The sequence below is a fragment of the Pseudomonas sp. FBCC-B35 genome (assembly GCF_059133755.1).
This window is the reverse complement of record NZ_CP101439.1, coordinates 4550818-4571650: the sequence shown is the minus strand read 5'-3', so window position 1 is coordinate 4571650 and position 20833 is coordinate 4550818. Positions and strand designations below refer to the sequence as shown.

The window sequence follows — 20833 nt, the reverse complement described above, 5'->3', positions numbered from 1 at the left end:
AGGCGACCAGTATAACGGCAAGCGCGGCTTGGCTGTGGTCGTCCGACATAACGCTGGGGTAGACTCCGAGCCCTTGTCCCGCGGCCAGTGATGCTTTCCCGATGCTCGAACAGTACGTCAAGAAGATCCTCACCTCGCGCGTCTATGACGTTGCCGTCGAAACCCCCTTGCACAGCGCCGGGCAGTTGAGCAAACGCCTGGGCAACCAGATTCTGCTCAAGCGCGAGGACCTGCAGCCGGTGTTCTCGTTCAAGATCCGCGGGGCCTACAACAAGCTGGCGCAGTTGACCGCAGAAGAGCTGGCTCGCGGTGTGGTCACCGCGTCGGCAGGCAACCATGCCCAGGGGCTGGCCCTTGCTGCGCGGGAAATGGGCATCAAGGCCACCATCGTGATGCCCAAGACCACACCTGAGATCAAGATCGAAGGTGTGCGCTCGCGCGGCGGCAAAGTGGTTCTTCACGGTGACTCGTTCCCCGAGGCATTGGCGTATTCGCTGAAACTGGTCGATGAAAAAGGCTTCGTCTACATCCATCCCTACGATGATCCGCACACCATCGCGGGCCAGGGCACCGTGGCCATGGAAATCCTGCGCCAGCACCCTGGTCGGCTGGACGCCATTTTCGTGCCGGTCGGCGGCGGCGGTCTGATCGCCGGCATCGCTGCCTACGTGAAGTACCTGCGCCCGGAAATCAAGGTGATTGGCGTTGAACCGGACGATTCCAATTGCCTGCAGGCCGCCATGGCCGCTGGTGAGCGGGTGGTGCTGCCGCAGGTAGGGTTGTTTGCCGACGGCGTGGCGGTGGCCCAGATTGGCCAGCATACCTTCGACATCTGCCGCCAGTACGTGGACGAAGTCATCACCGTCAGCACCGACGAAATCTGCGCGGCGATCAAGGACATCTACGACGATACCCGTTCGATCACCGAGCCTGCGGGGGCACTGGGGGTGGCGGGTATCAAGCGTTACGTGGAGATGTACGGGGTCAGCGGCCAGACCCTCGTCGCCATCGATTCCGGGGCGAACGTCAATTTCGACCGCCTGCGCCATGTCGCGGAGCGGGCAGAGCTGGGTGAAAAGCGCGAAGCTATCATCGCGGTCACCATCCCGGAGCGCCCCGGTAGCTTCAAGGCCTTCTGCGAAGCGGTGGGCAAGCGCCAGATCACCGAATTCAACTACCGCAAACACACCTCCGATGAAGCGCACATCTTCGTGGGCGTGCAGACCCATCCGGAAAACGACCCCCGCGCGGCATTGGTGCAGCAGTTGATCGACCAGGGCTTCCCGGTCACGGACCTTACCGACAATGAGCTGGCCAAATTGCACATTCGCCACATGGTGGGCGGGCACTCGGCCGGGGCGAGCGATGAAATGGTGCTGCGTTTCGAATTCCCCGAGCGGCCAGGGGCACTGTTCAACTTCCTCGACAAGCTGGGCGGGCGCTGGAACATCTCGATGTTCCACTACCGTAACCATGGCGCGGCAGATGGCCGTGTGGTGGCGGGGCTGCAGGTCCCTGAGGACGAGCGCCACCTGGTGCCGGCCGCGCTGGCGCAGATTGGCTACCCCTACTGGGATGAAACCCAGAACCCGGCCTACACGTTGTTCCTTGGCTGAACGGCTAAGCTCTTACCCACGGGGGGCGCCGCTTCGCAGTGAACAGGCGGCGCAGCCTGGCGGCCTTGCTCGCTCGCAGCCCCCTGTAACGCAACCAGCCCAGGACGAGTGACATGGAACACCTCAACACCCTCAAAGCCTTGCACGTGATCGGCACCGCATTGTTGTTGCTGGGTGCTCTGGGCTTGGCGATCTGGACGATGCGCGCCCGCCGGCAGGGTGGCGGGACGGTGTATGGCAGGTTGATGCAGCGGCCTCTGGTCTTCGTCTGGTTGGTGATGGGTATCAGCCTGATCAGCATGCCGTTCACCGGTTGGTGGCTGGTGCACCTGGTGGGTTGGCCGCTGGGTCAGACCTGGCTACTGGCGTCGAGTGCGCTGTATACCGTGGGCGCGTTGGCCTGGGTATGGCTTGTGGTGCGCCTGAATCGGCTGCGCAGGACACCTGCACAGGGTGCTCGGCTAACACTGGCGTTGGCCGTGTTCAGTGCCGTGTGCCTGCTGGCCATCGCCGGATTGATGGGCGCCAAGCCCGTCTGATCCTCGCCAAGGTATCCACCGATTGCCTGTCGGCAAAGCCTGGTTCACAGACTTGCATAGCGCTGACGGTATATAAGCACCGCAGGCGCGTTGCTGCGCTCGCAGGCTTTGTGGAACAATGCGGTGACATGCGTTTGCGAGGTTGCTGCCGTGATCGACCCGGATGGTTTTCGCCCCAATGTCGGGATCATTCTCACGAATGATGCCGGGCAGGTGCTATGGGCTCGACGGATCAACCAGGATGCCTGGCAATTTCCACAGGGCGGTATCAACCCTGACGAGACGCCAGAAGACGCCCTGTACCGCGAGCTGAACGAAGAAGTTGGCCTTGAACGCGATGATGTGGAAATTCTTGCCTGCACCCGTGGTTGGTTGCGTTATCGTTTACCCCAGCGACTGGTGCGCACCCACAGCCAACCGTTGTGCATCGGCCAGAAACAGAAGTGGTTCCTGCTGCGTCTGATCAGCAATGAACAACGGGTGCGTATGGACCTGACCGGCAAGCCGGAGTTCGATGGCTGGCGCTGGGTGAGCTACTGGTACCCGCTGGGCCAGGTTGTGACATTCAAGCGCGAGGTCTATCGGCGCGCCCTGAAAGAGCTAGCACCGCGTCTTCTGACGCGCGACTGACGACGGAGTTCGACCCCGAGCCATGCTCAATACGCTGCGCAAGATCGTCCAGGAAGTAAACTCCGCCAAAGATCTCAAGTCGGCGTTGGGGATCATTGTCTTGCGTGTCAAAGAGGCCATGGCCAGCCAGGTCTGTTCGGTCTACCTGCTGGACCCGGAAACCAACCGGTTCGTATTGATGGCCACCGAGGGGCTGAACAAGCGTTCGATCGGCAAGGTCAGCATGGCCCCCAACGAAGGCCTGGTCGGGCTGGTGGGCACCCGCGAAGAACCCCTGAACCTCGAAGATGCCGCCGCACACCCGCGTTACAGGTACTTCGCCGAGACCGGCGAGGAACGCTTCGCTTCCTTCCTGGGCGCCCCGATCATCCACCACCGCCGCGTGGTGGGGGTCCTGGTCATTCAGCAGCGCGAGCGTCGCCAGTTCGACGAAGGCGAAGAGGCCTTCCTGGTGACCATGAGTGCGCAATTGGCGGGGGTGATCGCCCATGCCGAGGCCACTGGCTCGATTCGCGGCCTGGGTCGCCAGGGCAAGGGTATTCAGGAGGCGCGGTTCGTTGGTGTGCCTGGCTCGCCTGGTGCTGCCGTAGGGCGGGCGGTGGTGATGCTGCCACCGGCCGACCTGGAAGTGGTCCCGGACAAGACGGTCGAGGACATCGACGCCGAACTGCACCTGTTCCATGCGGCCCTCGAAGGTGTGCGCGCCGACATGCGCAAGCTGTCGGCCAAGCTGGCCACCCAACTGCGCCCCGAAGAGCGGGCGTTGTTCGATGTCTACCTGATGATGCTCGAGGACGCTGCCCTGGGCGGCGAGGTGCGGGAGGTCATCAAGACCGGCCAATGGGCGCAGGGCGCCCTGCGCCAGGTGGTGGGCGAGCACGTCAACCGCTTCGAACTGATGGACGACGATTACCTGCGCGAGCGGGCCTCCGACGTCAAGGACCTGGGCCGACGCTTGCTCGCCTACCTGCAACAGGCCCGCTCGCAGTCGCTGGTGTATGCCGACAACACCATTCTGGTCAGCGAAGAGCTGACCCCGGCCATGCTGGGCGAAGTGCCCGAAGGCAAGCTGGTGGGCCTGGTCTCGGTATTGGGCTCGGGCAACTCGCACGTGGCCATTCTGGCCCGCGCCATGGGTATTCCGACCGTGATGGGCCTGGTCGACCTGCCTTATTCGAAGGTCGATGGCATCGAGCTGATCGTCGATGGCTACAAAGGGGAGGTCTTTACCAACCCAAGCGATGTGCTGCGCAAACAGTACAGCGACGTGGTCGAGGAAGAGCGCCAGCTGGCACAGGGCCTGGACGCCTTGCGCGAGCTGCCCTGCGTGACCCCTGACGGCCACCGCATGCCGCTGTGGGTCAATACCGGCCTACTGGCCGATGTCGCTCGCGCCCAGCAGCGTGGCGCCGAAGGGGTAGGCCTGTACCGCACCGAAGTGCCGTTCATGATCAACCAGCGCTTCCCCAGCGAAAAAGAGCAGTTGGCGATTTACCGCGAACAGCTGGCGGCTTTCCATCCACTGCCCGTGACCATGCGCACACTGGACATCGGCGGCGACAAGGCGCTGTCCTACTTTCCGATCAAGGAAGAAAACCCCTTCCTGGGCTGGCGTGGCATTCGCGTCACGCTCGATCATCCCGAGATTTTCCTGGTGCAGACGCGGGCCATGCTCAAGGCCAGCGAAGGCTTGAACAACCTGCGGATTCTGCTGCCGATGATTTCCGGCGTTCAAGAACTCGAGGAAGCGCTGCACCTGATTCACCGTGCCTGGGGCGAGGTGCGCGACGAAGGCACCGATGTACCGATGCCGCCGGTGGGCGTGATGGTGGAAATCCCGGCCGCGGTGTACCAGACCCGTGAACTGGCGCGACAGGTGGACTTCCTGTCAGTGGGGTCCAATGACCTGACCCAGTACCTGCTGGCTGTGGACCGTAACAATCCTCGGGTAGCCGACCTCTACGATTACCTGCATCCAGCCGTGCTGCAGGCGGTCAACACCGTGGTCCGCGATGCTCATGCCGAAGGCAAACCGGTAAGTATCTGCGGCGAAATGGCGGGCGACCCGGCAGCTGCCATCCTGCTCATGGCCATGGGCTTCGACAGCCTGTCGATGAACGCCACCAACCTGCCGAAGGTGAAGTGGATGCTGCGCCAGGTGAACATGAGCAAGGCTAAAGAGCTGCTGCAAGAGGCGCTGAGCCATGACAACCCGCAGGTCATCCACAGCTCGCTGCAGCTGGCGCTGAAGAACCTGGGGCTTGCACGAATGATCGGGCCCGGGGCCAACAAGCCGCTCTGAGCGCCATGTGTACCGGCGCCTAGTGAGTTGACCTGCATACAAGGTCGGCCTGGGTGATCAAACCGAGAGTTTCACCTCCCCGAGAAGGGATCCGAACGGGCCGAAGCTGCGTTCGATGAACTGCCTTTGGCCTTGATTATCGACAATCAGCACGGTACTGGCGCGTGTGCCGTAGTGCTGACTGGCGATGAACGCGCTCGACAACAGTTTCTCGGTGGCCAGGCCCACGCCTGTTTCCGGCAACAGGGCGTCGACCACAGGCTCGTCATCTGCCAACAGTCCCAATAGTCGGTCAGGGGCTGGTTTTTCCAACAACTCCGCCAGGCGGCTGCGCGCCTTGACCAGCTTCGGCCACGGGGTATCAAGCTGCGCATTGGAAAGCCCGTACACGCCCGCCTCAAGCAGACGTGGCACTGCTTCCCTGGCATTGACGTACCCCAGAGCATGGTGATCGCCAATGAGCAGGTTGAAGCCTGAATACTGGTCGGCTCGGCTTGCCACCTGATTCAGATAAGTTTCTACGGTTTGCTCACCCTTCAGAAAAGCGGCCACCAACTCGCCACGCGAATGCGATCCCAGTGGCTGTCTGGGGTCCCGGATATTGGTCAACGCGGCGAACCTTCCCTGTGGGCCGACTCCCAGCCAAGTCCCGCCAGCCTCCAGGTCTCTGCCCGCGTACACCTGCGGTGCGTCTTCCCACGGTGCCAACGCCAGGGTAGGGCGGGCATAGAATTCATCACGGTTGGCTGCCACGATCAACGGCAGGGCATGCCCTGGCCGCCAGGCGAACACGATCAGGCACATTTTTCCGGTCCTGTGTTTTCTTCCACTGTACCCAGGCAGCGCGGCAGATCCAACCTGACACAGACTTCACTAGAGCCGCGAACCCAGCTTCCGTTACCATGCCGGATTGATTTCTCGGGGAAGCCGAATGGAATTCGTGCTCTATCTGGTCTTGGGTGCATGTGCGGGGGTGCTGGCTGGCCTGTTTGGCGTGGGCGGGGGCATCATCATCGTGCCTGTGCTCGTGGTCAGCTTCACGTTGCAGGGCTTTGACGCTTCGGTGTTGACGCACCTTGCGGTAGGCACCTCCCTGGCCTCCATCGTCTTCACCTCCATCAACGCCGTGCTCGAGCATCACCGCAAAGGCGCGGTGCAATGGCCGATCTTTGCCTGGATGACCCTGGGGATCCTGCTGGGTGCCGGTGTCGGGGCCAAGACGGCGTCGCTGATCCAGGGGCCCATGCTGCAGAAGATCATCGGCGTCTTTGCCTTGGTGATTGCCGCGCAGATGGCACTGGACCTCAAGCCCAAGGCCAGCCGCGGTGTGCCCGGCAAGGCTGCACGGGTGGCAGCGGGGGGCGTGATCGGCTGGGCCTCGGCCATTTTTGGCATCGGCGGCGGCTCGCTGACCGTGCCCTTCCTGACCTGGCGCAGCCTGCCCATGCAGCAGGCCGTGGCAACGTCGTCAGCGTGTGGCCTGCCCATTGCGATCGCCAGTGCAGTGGGGTTCATGGTGCTGGGCTGGCATGAACCCCAGTTGCCGCCGCACAGCGTGGGTTACGTCTACCTGCCGGCGATGGTCGGCATCGCCGTGACCAGCATGTTTTTCGCACGTTACGGGGCGCGGTTGGCTCACAGACTGTCACCGCGCCTGTTGAAGCGCCTGTTTGCGGCCCTGTTGTTCTGTGTAGGCCTGAGCTTTCTGATTTGAATCGAGAGGATGTTAAATGCTGCCTTACCCGCAGATAGACCCCGTGGCACTGGCCATCGGACCGCTTAAAATCCATTGGTACGGCCTGATGTACCTGATCGGCATTGGCGGGGCCTGGTTGCTGGCCACCCGCCGCCTCAACCGGTTCGACCCTACCTGGAGCCGCGAAAAGCTCTCCGACCTGGTCTTCTGGTTGTCGATGGGGGTGATCGTGGGAGGGCGGCTGGGCTATGTGCTGTTCTACGACCTGCACGCGTACCTGGCCAACCCGACGCTGATCTTCGAGGTCTGGAAAGGCGGCATGTCGTTCCACGGCGGTTTCATTGGCGTGATGCTCGCTGCATTGTGGTTCGGCAAGCGCCACAACAAGTCGTTCTTCGAACTCATGGACTTCGTCGCCCCGCTGGTGCCGATCGGCCTGGGTGCCGGGCGTATCGGCAATTTCATCAATGCCGAGCTGTGGGGCAAGCCGACCGATGTGCCATGGGCGATGGTCTTCCCACCGTTCAGCGACCCGGCCCAGTTGCCGCGCCACCCGTCGCAGCTGTATCAGTTCGCCCTCGAAGGCGTGGCACTGTTCGTGATTCTCTGGCTGTACTCGCGCAAACCTCGGCCCACCATGGCCGTTTCCGGAATGTTCGCGTTGTTCTACGGTATTTTCCGTTTCATCGTCGAGTTCGTGAGAGTTCCGGATGCCCAGCTCGGTTACCTGGCCTGGGGATGGCTGACCATGGGTCAGATTCTGTGCATCCCCATGATCGTGGCTGGCCTTGCGCTCATCTGGTGGGCTTATAATCGCAAGCCTACGGCGACACCCGCCTGATCACTCTCCCGGCAGGGGCGATCCCCCTGCCGTCTAGCTACAGGTAAGCCATGAAACAGTATCTGGACCTGGTCCGCGACGTTATCGAAAACGGCACGTTGCAGGAAAACCGTACCGGCATCCGCACCATCAGCCTGCCAGGGGCGATGCTGCGCTTCGACCTGCAGAAGGGGTTCCCCGCCATCACCACGCGCAAGCTGGCGTTCAAGTCGGCGATCGGCGAAATGGTAGGTTTCCTGCGCGGGGTTCGCAATGCCGGCCAATTCCGTGAGTTGGGTTGCAAGGTCTGGGACCAGAACGCCAACGAAAACGCCCAGTGGTTGGCCAACCCGTTCCGCCAGGGCCATGACGACCTGGGCGAAATCTACGGGGTCCAGTGGCGGCAGTGGCCGGGCTACAAGCGCATCCCCCTGAGCAATCGAGCCGCGATCGAGATGGCGGAGCAGGCCGGGTTCCGGCAGATTGCCGAGGATGAAGAGGATGGCGTGGCGTTTGTCATCCTGTACAAAGCCATCGATCAGGTCCGTCAGTGCCTGGACACCATCGCAAACGACCCTGGCAGCCGGCGCATCCTGTTCCATGGCTGGAACTGCGCCCAGCTCGATGAAATGGCCTTGCCGCCTTGCCATCTGCTGTACCAGTTCCACCCCAACGTGACAACGCGCGAGCTCTCGCTGACGCTTTATATCCGTTCCAACGATCTTGGCCTGGGTACGCCATTCAACCTCACCGAAGGGGCGGCATTGCTGGCGCTGTTCGGTCGGCTGACCGGCTATACCCCGCGCTGGTTCACCTATTTCATCGGCGATGCCCATGTGTACGAGAACCATCTGGACATGCTCAACGAGCAGCTCAAGCGCGAGCCGCTGGAAGCGCCGAAGCTGGTGATCAGCGATCGGGTGCCGGCGTTCGCCGAGACGGGCAAGTACGAGCCGCAGTGGCTTGAACAGATCGAGCCGAGTGATTTCTGGCTCGAAGGGTATGAACATCATGCCCCGATGACGGCTCCGATGGCGGTTTGAAGGTGGCGCCTTCATACCCCCGGTGAACGATCCCGGGAGCGGTCTTGCCGGCGCCCCGGCAAGGCCGCCCCGAAATTCGCTAGCCTTCAGATGCGGCGCAAGACAGTTGTTCTGGCAGGGTGACCGACAGGCTGGTCACGCCCACTAATGCCCATGGCTACGTCCAACATGTGAATGCTCGATATCCGGCACCGTCACCGCGCCGTTGGTTTCCAGCTGCTGCAAAATCGCGCATTGCGCGCCTTCTTCGCTACACCGTCTTCGCAAATCCATCAGTTGCGCCTGTAACGCCACCAATCCATCGAGCCGGGCCTGGACGTGCTCGATATGCTCGTCGATCAAGGCATTCACGCTGCCGCACGAGGCCTGGGGGCTGTCACGCAGCTGCAGCAGGCTGCGGATTTCATCCAGCGTCATGTCCAGCGTGCGGCAGTTGCGGATGAATGTCAGGCGCTCGACATGCGCTTGCGTATACATCCGGTAGTTGCCCTCGCTGCGCGCAGGCTCTGGCAGAAGCTTCTCGCGTTCGTAATAACGAATGGTCTCGACAGCGCAGTCCGTCGCCTTGGCAAGGTCGCCGATCTTCATGTTGGAAACTCCAGGCATTCGCTTGACCCTATAGTGGCTACAGGGTGTTCACTTGGCAACAGGCTCAATAAGGATGACCCATGAACAAGTCTGTCAGCCCCGAACACTCGCATCATCATGAGCACAATCATGACCATGCCCATGACGGCGTGGGCCATGGCGATCAGGGTCATGCCTGTTGCAGCACGCAGGCGGCGCCTGCTCATGTGCAGTTGACGTCCCGGCCCAGCAAGCAGGCTCTGCTCAGCCGTTTTCGGATCGAAGCCATGGATTGCCCGACCGAGCAGACGCTGATCCAGGACAAGCTGGGTAAGATGGCCGGCATCGAGGCCCTGGAGTTCAACCTCATCAGCCGCGTTCTTGGGGTCAGGCACACGCTCGATGGCACGTCCGACATCGAACGGGCCATCGACAGCCTGGGGATGAAAGCCGAGCCGCTCGTGGGGGATGCCGATAGCGCTGCCGCGCCAGCGCCGCCGCCCAGACAGGCTTGGTGGCCACTTGCGCTGTCCGGTCTGGCAGCCCTGGGCGCCGAAGTCGTGCACTTCGCCCAGCTCGCACCGCAGTGGGTGGTGGCCGCGCTGGCACTGGCGGCGATCCTGGGTTGTGGTCTGGGTACCTACAAGAAAGGCTGGATCGCGCTAAAAAACCGAAACCTCAACATCAATGCCCTGATGAGCATCGCGGTCACCGGTGCGCTGCTGATCGGCCAATGGCCGGAAGCAGCCATGGTGATGGTGCTCTTTACCGTGGCCGAACTGATCGAGGCCCGCTCGCTGGACCGTGCACGCAATGCCATTGGCGGGCTCATGCAGCTGGCGCCGGACATGGCAACCGTGCAACAGGCCGATGGCCAGTGGCGCGAAGTGGACGTGCGTGAAGTCGCTGTCGGCGCAACGATGCGAGTACGGCCAGGCGAGCGGATCGGGCTCGATGGCCAAGTGATCAGCGGGCAGTCCAGCGTCGATCAGTCACCGATCACGGGTGAAAGCCTGCCGGTGGAGAAGGTCCAGGGCGACAAGGTCTTCGCCGGTACCATCAACCAGGCAGGCGCACTGGAAATCCAAGCCACCGCAGTAGCTGGTCAGTCCACGCTGGCGCGCATCATCAAGGCCGTCGAGCAGGCGCAAGGGGCGCGGGCGCCAACCCAGCGCTTCGTCGACCGGTTTTCGCGGATCTATACGCCGGCAGTGCTGGCCCTGGCGTTGGCCGTGGCGATCATCCCGCCGCTCCTGCTGAACGGCACGTGGTTCGACTGGGTGTATCGCGCGCTTGTGCTGCTGGTAGTGGCATGCCCCTGTGCACTGGTGATCTCGACCCCCGTCACCATCGTCAGTGGCCTGGCGGCGGCAGCGCGCAAAGGCATCCTGATCAAGGGCGGGGTGTACCTCGAGGGCGGGCGCCACCTGGACTTCCTGGCCCTGGACAAGACCGGCACGATCACCCACGGCAAGCCGGTCCAGACAGACTTCAAAGCCCTGCAACCGGCGTTCGAGCATCGTGCGCAGGCCCTGGCATCGAGCCTGGGTGCACGCTCCGATCACCCCGTGTCCCGAGCGATAGCCCAGTTCGGCCAGGACAACGACCTGCCCCACCTTGAGGTCCGGGATTTCACCGCGCTGGCGGGCCGTGGCGTGCGTGGCAACCTCGAGGGTGAGGTGTTGCATCTGGGCAACCATCGTCTGGTCGAGGAGCTGGGATTGTGTTCACCAGAACTGGAGGCCCAGCTGGATGCCTTGGAACAGCAGGGCAAGACAGTGGTGTTGCTGCTCAACGCATCAGGCCCCCTGGCATTGTTTGCAGTGGCCGATACCGTCAAGGAAAGCAGCCGGCAAGCCATTGCCGAGCTTCATGCGCTGGGCATCCAGACGGCCATGCTGACCGGCGACAACCCGCACACCGCTGCGGCTATCGCGCGTACAGTAGGCATTGATCGGGCCGAAGGTAACCTTCTGCCAGCCGACAAGCTCAGTAGTATCCAGGCGCTGTACGACCAAGGTCATCGCGTTGGCATGGTCGGGGACGGCATCAACGACGCACCAGCGCTGGCCCGGGCCGAAATCGGCTTCGCCATGGCGGCGGCTGGCACCGATACCGCCATCGAAACGGCCGATGTGGCGCTGATGGACGACGACTTGCGCAAGATCCCTGCGTTCATCAGGCTGTCGCGGCATACCGCAGCGATCCTCAAGCAAAACATCGTGCTGGCCTTGGCGATCAAGGCGATCTTCCTGGGCATAACGTTCGCCGGGCTGGCCACCATGTGGATGGCCGTATTCGCCGACATGGGCGTTAGCCTGCTGGTGGTGTTCAACGGCCTGCGCTTGTTGCGCAAGTGACCGCCGACTCAAAGGCCAGGCCTAGAGCTGCTGCACCAGCGATTCGAGCTGCTCCTGGCGCTGGGCCTGGTTCGGTTTAGCACCGGGATTGAGCGTGGACCATTGTGGATGCGCGCGAGCCCGCACCAGCGGTTCGGGCAGCTTGCCCTGACGCCAGGTCTTTTCATCCAGCTGGCCCAGGCGAATACTGTCCTGAGCGGCGTGCCCACGGTGGTCCAGTGCCACCATCAGTTGTTGCTGACGTAGGGCCAGCAAGCGCAGGACGGTATCGTCGACGGTGAGCTCGCGTTTGCCCTTGAGCTTGCCCATCAGGCGCGCGCCATAGCCGCGAGCCGTCTGCAGGGCACCGCCGGCGATGGCCCCGGCCAATGCGGCGACCCCCAGGGTCAGCCCACCTGCCAGCAGGTCCACCCCGGCACCGGCCGCCGCGCCTGCCGCCACTCCGCCGCCTACCCGCACCCCAAGCTGCTTCAGGGTCTCAGGATTGAACAGATCGTCTCCCCAGCGCCCGTCCAGCAACGGCAGGTCACTGGCGTGCGCATCGTCGCGCCGGAACGCATAGAGCTTGAGCAGGGCCTCCACGCAGCGCTGTTCACGCTGGCGCACGGCCTGGTGAAGCGCCTCGATGGCCTGTGCCTGGGCAGACGGTTCACCTTCCACGCTGCGCCGACAAGCGGCGCAGTCCAGCAGCAATTCGGCGATCAGACGCTTGCCGCCTTGCTGACGAGCTACCCGTTGGGCCTGCTGATCGTCGATCAGGCGCTGCAAGCTGGGGCGCGCCTCCTCCAGCAGCAGGGCTAGGCTCTCGTACAGGCGGCGCTCGCCATCTTCTGGCGGGGCCACGCTGTCGAATTTCACCAATGCATGAAGCCCAAGCCGGGCAAGTGCTTCACGCCACTGCGGTTCGCGATGCGGATGGCTGGAAACGAAGTTGAGCACCGGTAGAAGTGGCTTGCCGCAGCTTGCCAGCACGTCGAGTTCGTCACGGTACTTGGCCAGCACCGGCTCGCGGGCGTCGATGACATAGAGCCCGGCGTCGCTGGCCAGCAGCTGGCGCAGCACCTTGGCCTCCTGCTCGAAGCGCTGGCGGGCCTCGCTGCCCTGAAGAAACCGCTCCAGCCGCGCCGGGCCATCCAGGCGCTCGCCAGGGCGCTCAAGGCGTTCGAGGTAGTCGAGCAGGGCAATTGCGTCTTCCAGTCCCGGTGTGTCGTAGAGCTCCAGCAGAGGCTGCCCGTCCACGGACAAGCGAGCGCCTTCCACATGGCGTGTGGTGCTGGGACGATGCGAGACCTCCCCGAAACCGACGTCGCGCGTGAGGGTGCGTAGCAGCGAGGTCTTGCCCACGTTGGTGTGGCCTACCACGGCCAGCTTCAAGGGCTCAGTCATGAGCGTGCTCCAACCAGGCCAGCGGTAGGGTGTCGGCATAGGGAAGCCCCAGGCGATCCAGGGCTTCACGCCAGTCATTCAGGCGCCGCTCATCGCGAGGCTGATCAGCGGCGGCAGGCAACAGCCAGATGCGCGTACTTCCGGCATTGCGCGCCAGCTCGGCGAGCAAGGCCAGGCTGCCGCGATCCGGCGAGCGCTCAGGGTCAAGGGCAATGGCCAGGCGTGCGGGTGGAAAACGCCCCAGTTGTTCGAGCAGACGATGCCGCGACTCCCGGCTGTCCAGTACGCCGGCATCGGCGACGTTGGCGGGTAATGACGGCGGCCAGGGACGCTGATCGTCCAGCTCGACGCCAACCAGCAGTGCGCCGGCATTTTCGATGAGTGACGGCTCGGCCTTGAACTGCGGCAGTGTGTCGGGTGCATCGTCTTGGACGCCCAGGCGCTCGCTGTTGGGCATCAGCCTGTCGCGCAGCGGCATGTAGCCTGGCAGGTTCGTGTCCAGCGCCAAATGTTCGCGCCCTTGCCGCCAGCGCCACAGGCACACGCCGGCCAAGAGCAGGCGCGGCAGCACGCCATAGACCAACACCACGCCCAGCAGCCAGCTGGCCCATGCCTGGCGCGTCATGGCCAGGGCCGGCGCGGTGTCGCCGCTGGCACGGATCATGGCCGGGTCAGGCACCGCAAAGCCCAGCAGCGCGGGCAGGGCGCCCAGGGCCTGGGTCATGGCGATGAAGGGTTCGGCCGCCAACAACGTGGTTTCCCAGACGAAGCCATAGCGCCGGGTGGCCAGCAATGTCAGCAGCACACCTACCGCGCTCAGCATGGCCACCAGCCACAGGCTGTGGACCAGCAAACCCAGCAACCAACGGCCCAGGCGTTGGCGTCCCAGCAGCACTAGCAAGGCCGGCGCCAGGTGGGCGGCACGGGCGTCGCGGGCCAAGCGTTCGCTCAACCACAGCCAAAGCCGCCCCAGCAGCGCGCCGTGCTCACCGCTCAGGAACAAGCCGATCAGCCAGCCCAGCAGCATGACCAGGTTCAGCCCCAGCAGGCTGCCCAGCGCCCAGAAGACATTCACCGGCCGCTGCCCGTCACCCAGGGCGGCCAACGCCAGGCCCCCGCCACTGAGCATCGCCATCACCAGCATCGCCAACAGCGCCAGGCGCGCCCCTTGCTTCCAGCGCCACAACGCGGCGGTCATGCCGTCGCGTTCGGCCAACAGCAGCGCACGGGTCTCGATGCGCAAGGCCAGGCTGCCGCCTTGCTGGCGAGCACGGCGGTTGGCTTCCTGATCCTCGAGGGGGCCGGCATGTTCCTCGCGCAGGCGTATCGCCTCGGTGAGCCAGCGCTTGTCCAGCAAAGAAGGTGCAGTCACAGGGTCTTCCATTGCACAGGTCGTGGCAGCAGCATAACTCACCCGTGCGGTGCTATTCTCGCTGGCATGAACACATTACTGCCCCTGAGCCTGATCGTGGCCTGCGCCGAAAACCGCGTGATAGGCATCGACAATTCCATGCCCTGGCATTTGCCGGGGGACTTCAAGTACTTCAAGGCCACCACCTTGGGCAAGCCCATCATCATGGGCCGCAAGACCTGGGACTCGCTGGGAAGGCCGCTGCCTGGGCGGTTGAACATCGTGGTCAGCAGGCAGCCCGGGCTGGAACTGGCCGGTGCCGAGGTTTTCGCTTCACTGGAAGAGGCGCTGGTGCGGGCCGATCAGTGGGCGCGCGAGCAAGGTGTCGACGAACTGATGCTGATCGGTGGTGCGCAGCTCTACGGGCAGGCGCTGGAGCAAGGGCTCGTCAGCCGCCTGTACGTGACGCGGGTCGAGCTGTCGCCGCTGGGCGATGCCTGGTTCCCGGATTTCGATCGCAAGCAGTGGACGCTCACGTCCAGCCACGCGCAGGCTGAGGAAGGCAAGCCGCTGTATCACTTCGAGGTGTGGGACAAGGCCTGAACGCCTGTTGCGCCAGGAAGGGAGCCGCGCTGTGCGGCCCCATCTGCACTCAGGTATGGCTCAATTCTGCGTGTTCATCATCGGCCAGTACCTGCTTGTCGGTTTCCTTGAGCAGCTGGCTGGTTACCACGCCTGCCGTCATCGAACCGTTCACGTTCAACGCCGTACGGCCCATGTCGATCAACGGCTCTACCGAAATCAGCAGTGCCACCAGCTCCACCGGCAAGCCCATGGCCGGCAGCACGATCAGCGCGGCGAAGGTGGCGCCGCCGCCAACCCCGGCCACCCCGGCTGAACTGAGCGTGACGATGGCCACCAAGGTGGCGATCCACAGCGGGTCGAAGGTATCGATGCCAACCGCTGGCGCGACCATCACTGCCAGCATGGCAGGATAGAGCCCGGCACAGCCATTCTGGCCGATGGTGGTCCCGAACGAGGCGCTGAAGCTGGCGATCGACTGCGGCACGCCCAGCCGGCGCGTCTGGGCCTCGATGTTCAGCGGGATACTGGCAGCGCTCGAACGGCTGGTGAAGGCGAAGGTCAGCACCGGCCACACCTTGCGGAAGAAGCGCAGCGGGCTGACCCCGATTGCCGCCAGGATGAGCGCGTGAACCACGAACATCAGCGCCAGGCCCAGGTAGGACACGACCACGAAGCTGCCCAGCTTGAGGATGTCTTCCATGTTCGAGCTGGCCACCACCTTGGTCATCAACGCCAGCACGCCGTAAGGGGTGAGTTTCATGACCACGCGCACCAGACGCATTACCCAGGCTTGCAGGGTATCGATGGCCGACAGTGCACGCTGACCCTTCTCGGCGTCGTCCCTGATCAACTGCAAGGCGGCCAGGCCGACGAAAACGGCAAAGATGACCACGCTGATGATCGATGTCGGCTTGGCCCGCGCCAGGTCGCCGACCGGGTTGCTGGGGATGAACGAGAGCAGCAGTTGCGGGATGTTGAGGTCGGCGACCTTGCCTGCATAGTCGCTGTGGATCACCTGCATGCGTGCGCTCTCCTGGGCGCCTGCCACCAAGCCTTCGGCACTGAGGCCAAAGAGGTTGGTCAGCAGGATGCCGATCAGGGCAGCGATCGCCGTGGTCAGCAGCAGCGTGCCGATGCTCAGGACGCTGATACGCCCCAGGGAAGAAGCATTGTGAAGACGCGCCACGGCACTGAGGATGGAGGCGAAAATCAGCGGCATGACGATCATCTGCAACAGGCCTACGTAGCCGTTGCCGACCAGGTCCAGCCAGGTGATGGTGGTCTTGAGCACGGGGTGCCCTGCGCCATAGATCGTGTGCAGTACCAGGCCGAAGCCCACGCCCAGTGCCAGGCCCAGCAGCACTTTCTTGGCCAGGCTCCAATCGGTATGACGGGTCTGCGCCAGCCCCAGCAACAAGGCCAGGAACGCCAGCAGGTTAAGCAGCAGTGGCAGGTTCATTAAAGCTCCGGAAACGAGAGGATGAGTCGCCGCCTCTATGTGCGATTGCGAGTGGAAATGCTAACAGCCTGAAAACAAAGGAATTTATACCCAAATGGAATTTGTATAGTCGTAAATGGAATATCGAGACGTCGCGGATTGCAATGAACACGGCGTTTACGGGGGCATAAAGGTCGCAATCGAGCGTGACCGACGGGTCTCACTCGACTAGCGTCTGTCAGTCGTCTCAGGAGATTCGTACATGAACGTTGCGCTCAAAACCGCTGCCATTGGCCTATCCCTGCTGTTGAGCCTGAAAACCTTCGCTACCGAGCTTGATCATTGGCCAGCTGAAGCCGCCAAACAGCTCGACCGCATGATCACCGCCAATGCCCACAAAGGTAACTACGCGGTGTTCGACATGGACAACACCAGCTATCGCTATGACCTGGAAGAGGCCTTGCTGCCCTTCATGGAGAACAAAGGGCTGCTGAGCCGCGACAAGCTGGACCCTTCGCTGAAACTCATACCCTTCAAGGACAGCGCCGAGCACAAGGAGAGCCTGTTCAGCTACTACTACCGACTGTGCGAGATCGACGACATGGTCTGCTACCCCTGGGTGGCGCAAGTGTTTTCCGGCTTCACCCTCAAGGAACTGAAAGTACAGGTGGATGAACTCATGGCGTCTGGCAAGCCTGTGCCCAGCACCTATTACGAAGGGGGTCAGGTCAAGGCCATCGAAGTGCAGCCGCCCAAGGTCTTCAAGGGCCAGGCCGAGCTGTACAACAAGTTGATGGAGAACGGCATCGAGGTCTACGTGGTATCAGCCGCTTCCGAAGAGCTGGTGCGCATGGTCGCCTCCGACCCCAAGTACGGCTACAACGTGAAACCGCAGAACGTGATTGGAGTCAGCCTGTTGCTCAAGGATCGCGCCACGGGACAATTGACAACGGCACGCAAGCAGATCAGCGCTGGGCACTACGATGCCAAGGCTAACGAAGGGCTTGAACTGACCCCTTACCTGTGGACACCAGCCACGTGGATGGCGGGCAAGCAAGCGGCGATCCTGACCTACATTGATGAATGGAAAAAGCCCGTGCTGGTGGGCGGCGATACCCCGACCAGTGATGGCTACATGCAGTTTCATGGCGTGGATGTAGGCAAGGGCGGTATCCACCTGTGGATAAACCGCAAGCCCAAGTACATGGAGCAGCTCGAGGGGATGATCGCCAGCCAGGCAGCTGCCCAGGCCAAGGAAGGGTTGCCGGTGACGGCGGACAAGAACTGGGTGATCGTGACGCCTGAACAGATTCAATGAGGCAGGCCGTGGTTCCATGCTGTATAAGCCCCATCGCCGTTTCGGCAAAAAAAACCGGCGCTCAAGGCGCCGGTTCTTGTACAGCTGGACGGGTATCACAGCCCTTCGAGCATCGCCTTGTTGCGCACGGCACCTTTGTCGGCACTGGTCGCCAGCAGGGCGTAGGCCTTCAAGGCTGTCGTCACCTTGCGCGGGCGTACTTCAGCCGGTTTCCAGCCCTTCTTGTCCTGCTCGGCGCGGCGCTCGGCCAGCTCGTCATCGCTGACCAGCAGGTTGATCGAGCGGTTGGGTATATCGATCAGGACCTTGTCGCCGTCGCGTACCAGGCCGATGGCGCCGCCTGCGGCGGCTTCCGGCGAGGCATGGCCAATGGACAGGCCCGAGGTGCCCCCCGAGAAGCGGCCGTCGGTGAGCAGGGCGCACGCTTTGCCCAGGCCCTTGGACTTGAGGTACGACGTGGGATAGAGCATTTCCTGCATGCCCGGGCCACCTTTCGGGCCTTCGTAGCGGATGATCACGATGTCGCCGGCTTTTACTTCGTCGGCGAGGATGCCACGCACGGCGCTATCCTGGCTTTCGAAGATCTTGGCCGTGCCTTCGAACACGTGGATCGATTCGTCGACACCGGCGGTTTTCACCACGCAGCCGTCCAGGGCGATGTTGCCGTACAGCACGGCCAGGCCACCCTCTTGTGAATACGCGTGCTCGAAGCTGCGGATGCAGCCGTTCTCGCGGTCGTCATCCAGGGTTGCCCAACGCGTCGACTGGCTGAACGCGGTCTGGGTCGGGATGCCGGCCGGGCCCGCCTTGAAGAAGGTGTGGACTGCTTCGTCGTCGGTCTGGGTGATGTCCCACTTGGCGATGGCTTCTTCCATGCTGCGGCTGTGCACGGTAGGCAGGTCGGTGTGCAGCAGGCCGCCACGGGCCAGCGAACCCAGGATGCTGAAGATACCGCCAGCGCGGTGCACGTCCTCCATGTGGTACTTCTGGATGTTGGGCGCCACCTTGCACAGTTGCGGCACCTTGCGCGACAGGCGATCGATGTCGCGCAGGTCGAACGCCACTTCGCCTTCCTGCGCCGCCGCCAGCAGGTGCAGGATGGTATTGGTCGAGCCACCCATGGCGATGTCCAGCATCATGGCGTTCTCGAACGCCTTGAAGTTGGCGATGCTGCGCGGCAGGACCGATGCGTCGTTCTCGCCGTAGTAACGCTTGCACAGCTCGACGATGGTGCGGCCGGCGGTCAGGAACAATTGCTCGCGGTCCGAATGGGTAGCCAGGGTGGAGCCGTTGCCCGGCAGGGCCAGGCCCAACGCCTCGGTCAGGCAGTTCATCGAGTTGGCGGTGAACATGCCCGAGCACGAGCCGCAGGTAGGACAGGCGCTACGCTCGTATTCGGCGACCTTTTCGTCGGAGGCCGTGCTGTCGGCGGCGATGACCATGGCATCGACCAGGTCCAGGCCATGGCTGGCCAGCTTGGTCTTGCCAGCTTCCATCGGGCCGCCGGAGACGAAGATCACCGGAATGTTCAGGCGCAAGGCGGCCATCAGCATGCCGGGGGTGATCTTGTCGCAGTTGGAGATGCAGACGATGGCATCGGCACAGTGCGCGTTGACCATGTACTCCACCGCATCGGCGATGATTTCACGGCTGGGCAGCGAGTACAGCATGCCGTCGTGGCCCATGGCGATGCCGTCATCGACCGCGATGGTGTTGAATTCCTTGGCCACGCCACCGGCGCGCTCGATCTCGCGAGCGACCAGCTGGCCCAGGTCCTTGAGGTGCACATGGCCCGGCACGAACTGGGTGAAGGAGTTGGCGATGGCGATGATCGGCTTCTTGAAGTCTTCGTCCTTCATGCCGGTGGCACGCCACAGGGCGCGTGCACCTGCCATGTTGCGGCCGTGGGTGGAAGTCTTGGAACGATAATCAGGCATGAAACACTCCTGGCGGCTTAATCAGGTCACAGAAAGGGGAGTGAGCTTCTCTTGTCCTCTGTACCGCAGGCCGGTTGCCACTGGCACGGATGGGGCCGAAGACCGCGCGGGATCGCCGCGTGCTTGGCCAGAGCTCATAAACCCGCCGGGGGATGACTGGCGATGAATAGCCCGATTCTACACCGCTGGCGCCGGGAAGGCATGACGATGTGCCCAGGTGGCGTTTTTGGGCAAAACCCGAAGTTGTAGGAACCGTCTGAAACGATCCGTGTGAGGCTGACCTGCACCTGACTTGCCATTATCATTCGGCCGCCGCATGTGCGGCTTGACGAGATAACCCTCAATGGACCTTCCCAGTTACCGGTTCACCATGAACTGCAATCTGGCACTGAGCGCGCCGCCGCCAGGGCTGCCTAGGGCTTGAGTCTGCGAGGCTGAAGCCTGCAGGCGCCTGGTCGGCGCCTGGAGAACTTCATGCAAAACCCTATCGATAAAAACACCGCTGTTTGTGCCGTAGACGCTACGCTCGATACGCAACGGCGGCAAACCACCGAAAGCTTTCACAAAGGCGCCTCCCTCACCAACACCATCGGTGACCTGCGGCATGCGACCCTCGGGTTGCTGTACCGCAAGCGTGTGCTGTGGCTGGTGCTGCTGGTGTTCGGCAACCTGTTCTCAGGGGCCGGCATCGCGGCCTTCGAAGAAACGATTGCCGCGCACATCGCGCTGGTATTCTTTCTGCCACTGCTGGTGGACAGCGGCGGCAATGCCGGCTCGCAGTCGGCTACTCTCATGGTCAGAGGTCTGGCCACAGGCGAGGTCACGCTGAGCGATTGGGGAAGAATGCTGGGCCGTGAATTTGGTGTCGCGCTGCTGCTGGGCTGCACCATGGCGGTGGCCGTGGCATCGCTTGGGCTGCTGCGGGGCGGCCCGCAGATCGCCTTGATCGTGGCCAGCAGCATGGTGGTGATCGTGCTGGTCGGCAGCCTGATCGGCATGAGCCTGCCGTTTCTGCTGAGCCGGCTCAAGCTGGACCCTGCCACGGCCAGCGGGCCGCTGATCACCTCGATTGCCGACGCAGCAGGCGTATTGGTGTACTTCGGGATCGCGACCCAGGTGCTTGGGCTTTGAACAAGGCAACCGACTAGGTCGTGCTTGATGCCGCTCAGCTTACCGCCAACGCTGTTCAGCGTTGCGTTGAGCGGCACGCCATTTAAAGCGTAGCCGTGGGCCTTGAAGCAAAAC

Annotated in this window: 17 protein-coding genes; 11 read left to right on the top strand and 6 right to left on the bottom strand. The window is 62.9% G+C overall.

What is annotated here, in order from left to right; all coding sequences use genetic code 11:
- Positions 1-101 precede the first annotated feature (101 nt).
- From ilvA to ptsP, 4 genes are all read left to right on the top strand, one after another.
- Positions 102-1616 (top strand): threonine ammonia-lyase, biosynthetic, encoded by a 1515-nt coding sequence (gene ilvA, locus NMB38_RS20835; protein ID WP_027913462.1) that lies wholly within the window; start codon positions 102-104, stop codon positions 1614-1616.
- A 113-nt stretch (positions 1617-1729) separates the two neighbouring features.
- The gene (locus NMB38_RS20830) at positions 1730-2155 is read left to right on the top strand and encodes a DUF2269 family protein (protein WP_059183551.1); all 426 of its coding nucleotides are present in this window, start codon (positions 1730-1732) and stop codon (positions 2153-2155) included.
- A 150-nt stretch (positions 2156-2305) separates the two neighbouring features.
- Complete coding sequence (locus NMB38_RS20825; protein ID WP_023532670.1) at positions 2306-2785, top strand: RNA pyrophosphohydrolase; 480 nt, start codon at positions 2306-2308, stop codon at positions 2783-2785.
- 22 nt (positions 2786-2807) lie between these two features.
- On the top strand, positions 2808-5087 hold the full coding sequence (gene ptsP, locus NMB38_RS20820; RefSeq protein ID WP_027913464.1) for a phosphoenolpyruvate--protein phosphotransferase: 2280 nt from the start codon (positions 2808-2810) through the stop codon (positions 5085-5087).
- Positions 5088-5144: 57 nt separating this feature from the next.
- Here the strand turns inward: ptsP and NMB38_RS20815 are convergent, their stop codons facing one another.
- Positions 5145-5891, bottom strand: a complete 747-nt coding sequence (locus NMB38_RS20815; RefSeq protein WP_059183552.1) for an NRDE family protein — start codon at positions 5889-5891, stop codon at positions 5145-5147.
- Positions 5892-6018: 127 nt separating this feature from the next.
- Between NMB38_RS20815 and NMB38_RS20810 the strand changes: the two genes are divergently transcribed.
- Genes NMB38_RS20810 through NMB38_RS20800 form a run of 3 tightly spaced genes read left to right on the top strand, consistent with a single transcriptional unit; the run spans position 6019 to position 8646 of the window.
- Positions 6019-6801, top strand: coding sequence for a sulfite exporter TauE/SafE family protein (locus tag NMB38_RS20810; protein ID WP_028686735.1), 783 nt, complete (start codon positions 6019-6021; stop codon positions 6799-6801).
- 16 nt (positions 6802-6817) lie between these two features.
- Positions 6818-7624, top strand: coding sequence for a prolipoprotein diacylglyceryl transferase (gene lgt, locus NMB38_RS20805; RefSeq protein WP_027913467.1), 807 nt, complete (start codon positions 6818-6820; stop codon positions 7622-7624).
- A gap of 50 nt (positions 7625-7674) precedes the next feature.
- A complete protein-coding gene (locus tag NMB38_RS20800; protein ID WP_236165493.1) occupies positions 7675-8646 on the top strand; it encodes a thymidylate synthase in 972 nt (323 codons plus the stop codon).
- A gap of 144 nt (positions 8647-8790) precedes the next feature.
- On the opposite strand, the gene cadR is transcribed toward NMB38_RS20800, so the two are convergent.
- Positions 8791-9234 carry a Cd(II)/Pb(II)-responsive transcriptional regulator gene (gene cadR, locus NMB38_RS20795; RefSeq protein WP_027913469.1) on the bottom strand — a complete coding sequence of 148 codons (444 nt, stop codon included), beginning with the start codon at positions 9232-9234 and terminating at the stop codon, positions 8791-8793.
- Positions 9235-9314: 80 nt separating this feature from the next.
- Here cadR and NMB38_RS20790 point away from each other — a divergent pair, with 80 nt between their 5' ends.
- Positions 9315-11573 carry a heavy metal translocating P-type ATPase gene (locus NMB38_RS20790; RefSeq protein ID WP_028686707.1) on the top strand — a complete coding sequence of 753 codons (2259 nt, stop codon included), beginning with the start codon at positions 9315-9317 and terminating at the stop codon, positions 11571-11573.
- Between the two features lie 21 nt (positions 11574-11594).
- Here the strand turns inward: NMB38_RS20790 and NMB38_RS20785 are convergent, their stop codons facing one another.
- Positions 11595-12959 (bottom strand): GTPase/DUF3482 domain-containing protein, encoded by a 1365-nt coding sequence (locus NMB38_RS20785; protein ID WP_028686706.1) that lies wholly within the window; start codon positions 12957-12959, stop codon positions 11595-11597.
- Complete coding sequence (locus NMB38_RS20780; protein ID WP_490805789.1) at positions 12952-14343, bottom strand: DUF2868 domain-containing protein; 1392 nt, start codon at positions 14341-14343, stop codon at positions 12952-12954. The genes NMB38_RS20785 and NMB38_RS20780 overlap by 8 nt, the downstream gene beginning before the upstream one ends.
- 54 nt (positions 14344-14397) lie before the next feature.
- Between NMB38_RS20780 and NMB38_RS20775 the strand changes: the two genes are divergently transcribed.
- On the top strand, positions 14398-14913 hold the full coding sequence (locus NMB38_RS20775; RefSeq protein ID WP_104926611.1) for a dihydrofolate reductase: 516 nt from the start codon (positions 14398-14400) through the stop codon (positions 14911-14913).
- Between the two features lie 49 nt (positions 14914-14962).
- On the opposite strand, the gene NMB38_RS20770 is transcribed toward NMB38_RS20775, so the two are convergent.
- The gene (locus NMB38_RS20770) at positions 14963-16354 is read right to left on the bottom strand and encodes an L-cystine transporter (RefSeq protein WP_023532302.1); all 1392 of its coding nucleotides are present in this window, start codon (positions 16352-16354) and stop codon (positions 14963-14965) included.
- A gap of 241 nt (positions 16355-16595) precedes the next feature.
- On the opposite strand from NMB38_RS20770, the gene NMB38_RS20765 reads away from it, so the two are divergent.
- Positions 16596-17651, top strand: coding sequence for an HAD family hydrolase (locus NMB38_RS20765; protein ID WP_028686703.1), 1056 nt, complete (start codon positions 16596-16598; stop codon positions 17649-17651).
- Between the two features lie 95 nt (positions 17652-17746).
- Here the strand turns inward: NMB38_RS20765 and ilvD are convergent, their stop codons facing one another.
- Entirely contained in the window at positions 17747-19588 is a 1842-nt protein-coding gene (gene ilvD, locus NMB38_RS20760) for a dihydroxy-acid dehydratase (RefSeq protein WP_457273446.1), read from the bottom strand.
- Between the two features lie 474 nt (positions 19589-20062).
- On the opposite strand from ilvD, the gene NMB38_RS20755 reads away from it, so the two are divergent.
- The gene (locus tag NMB38_RS20755) at positions 20063-20719 is read left to right on the top strand and encodes a magnesium transporter (RefSeq protein WP_080992803.1); all 657 of its coding nucleotides are present in this window, start codon (positions 20063-20065) and stop codon (positions 20717-20719) included.
- Positions 20720-20833 lie beyond the last annotated feature (114 nt).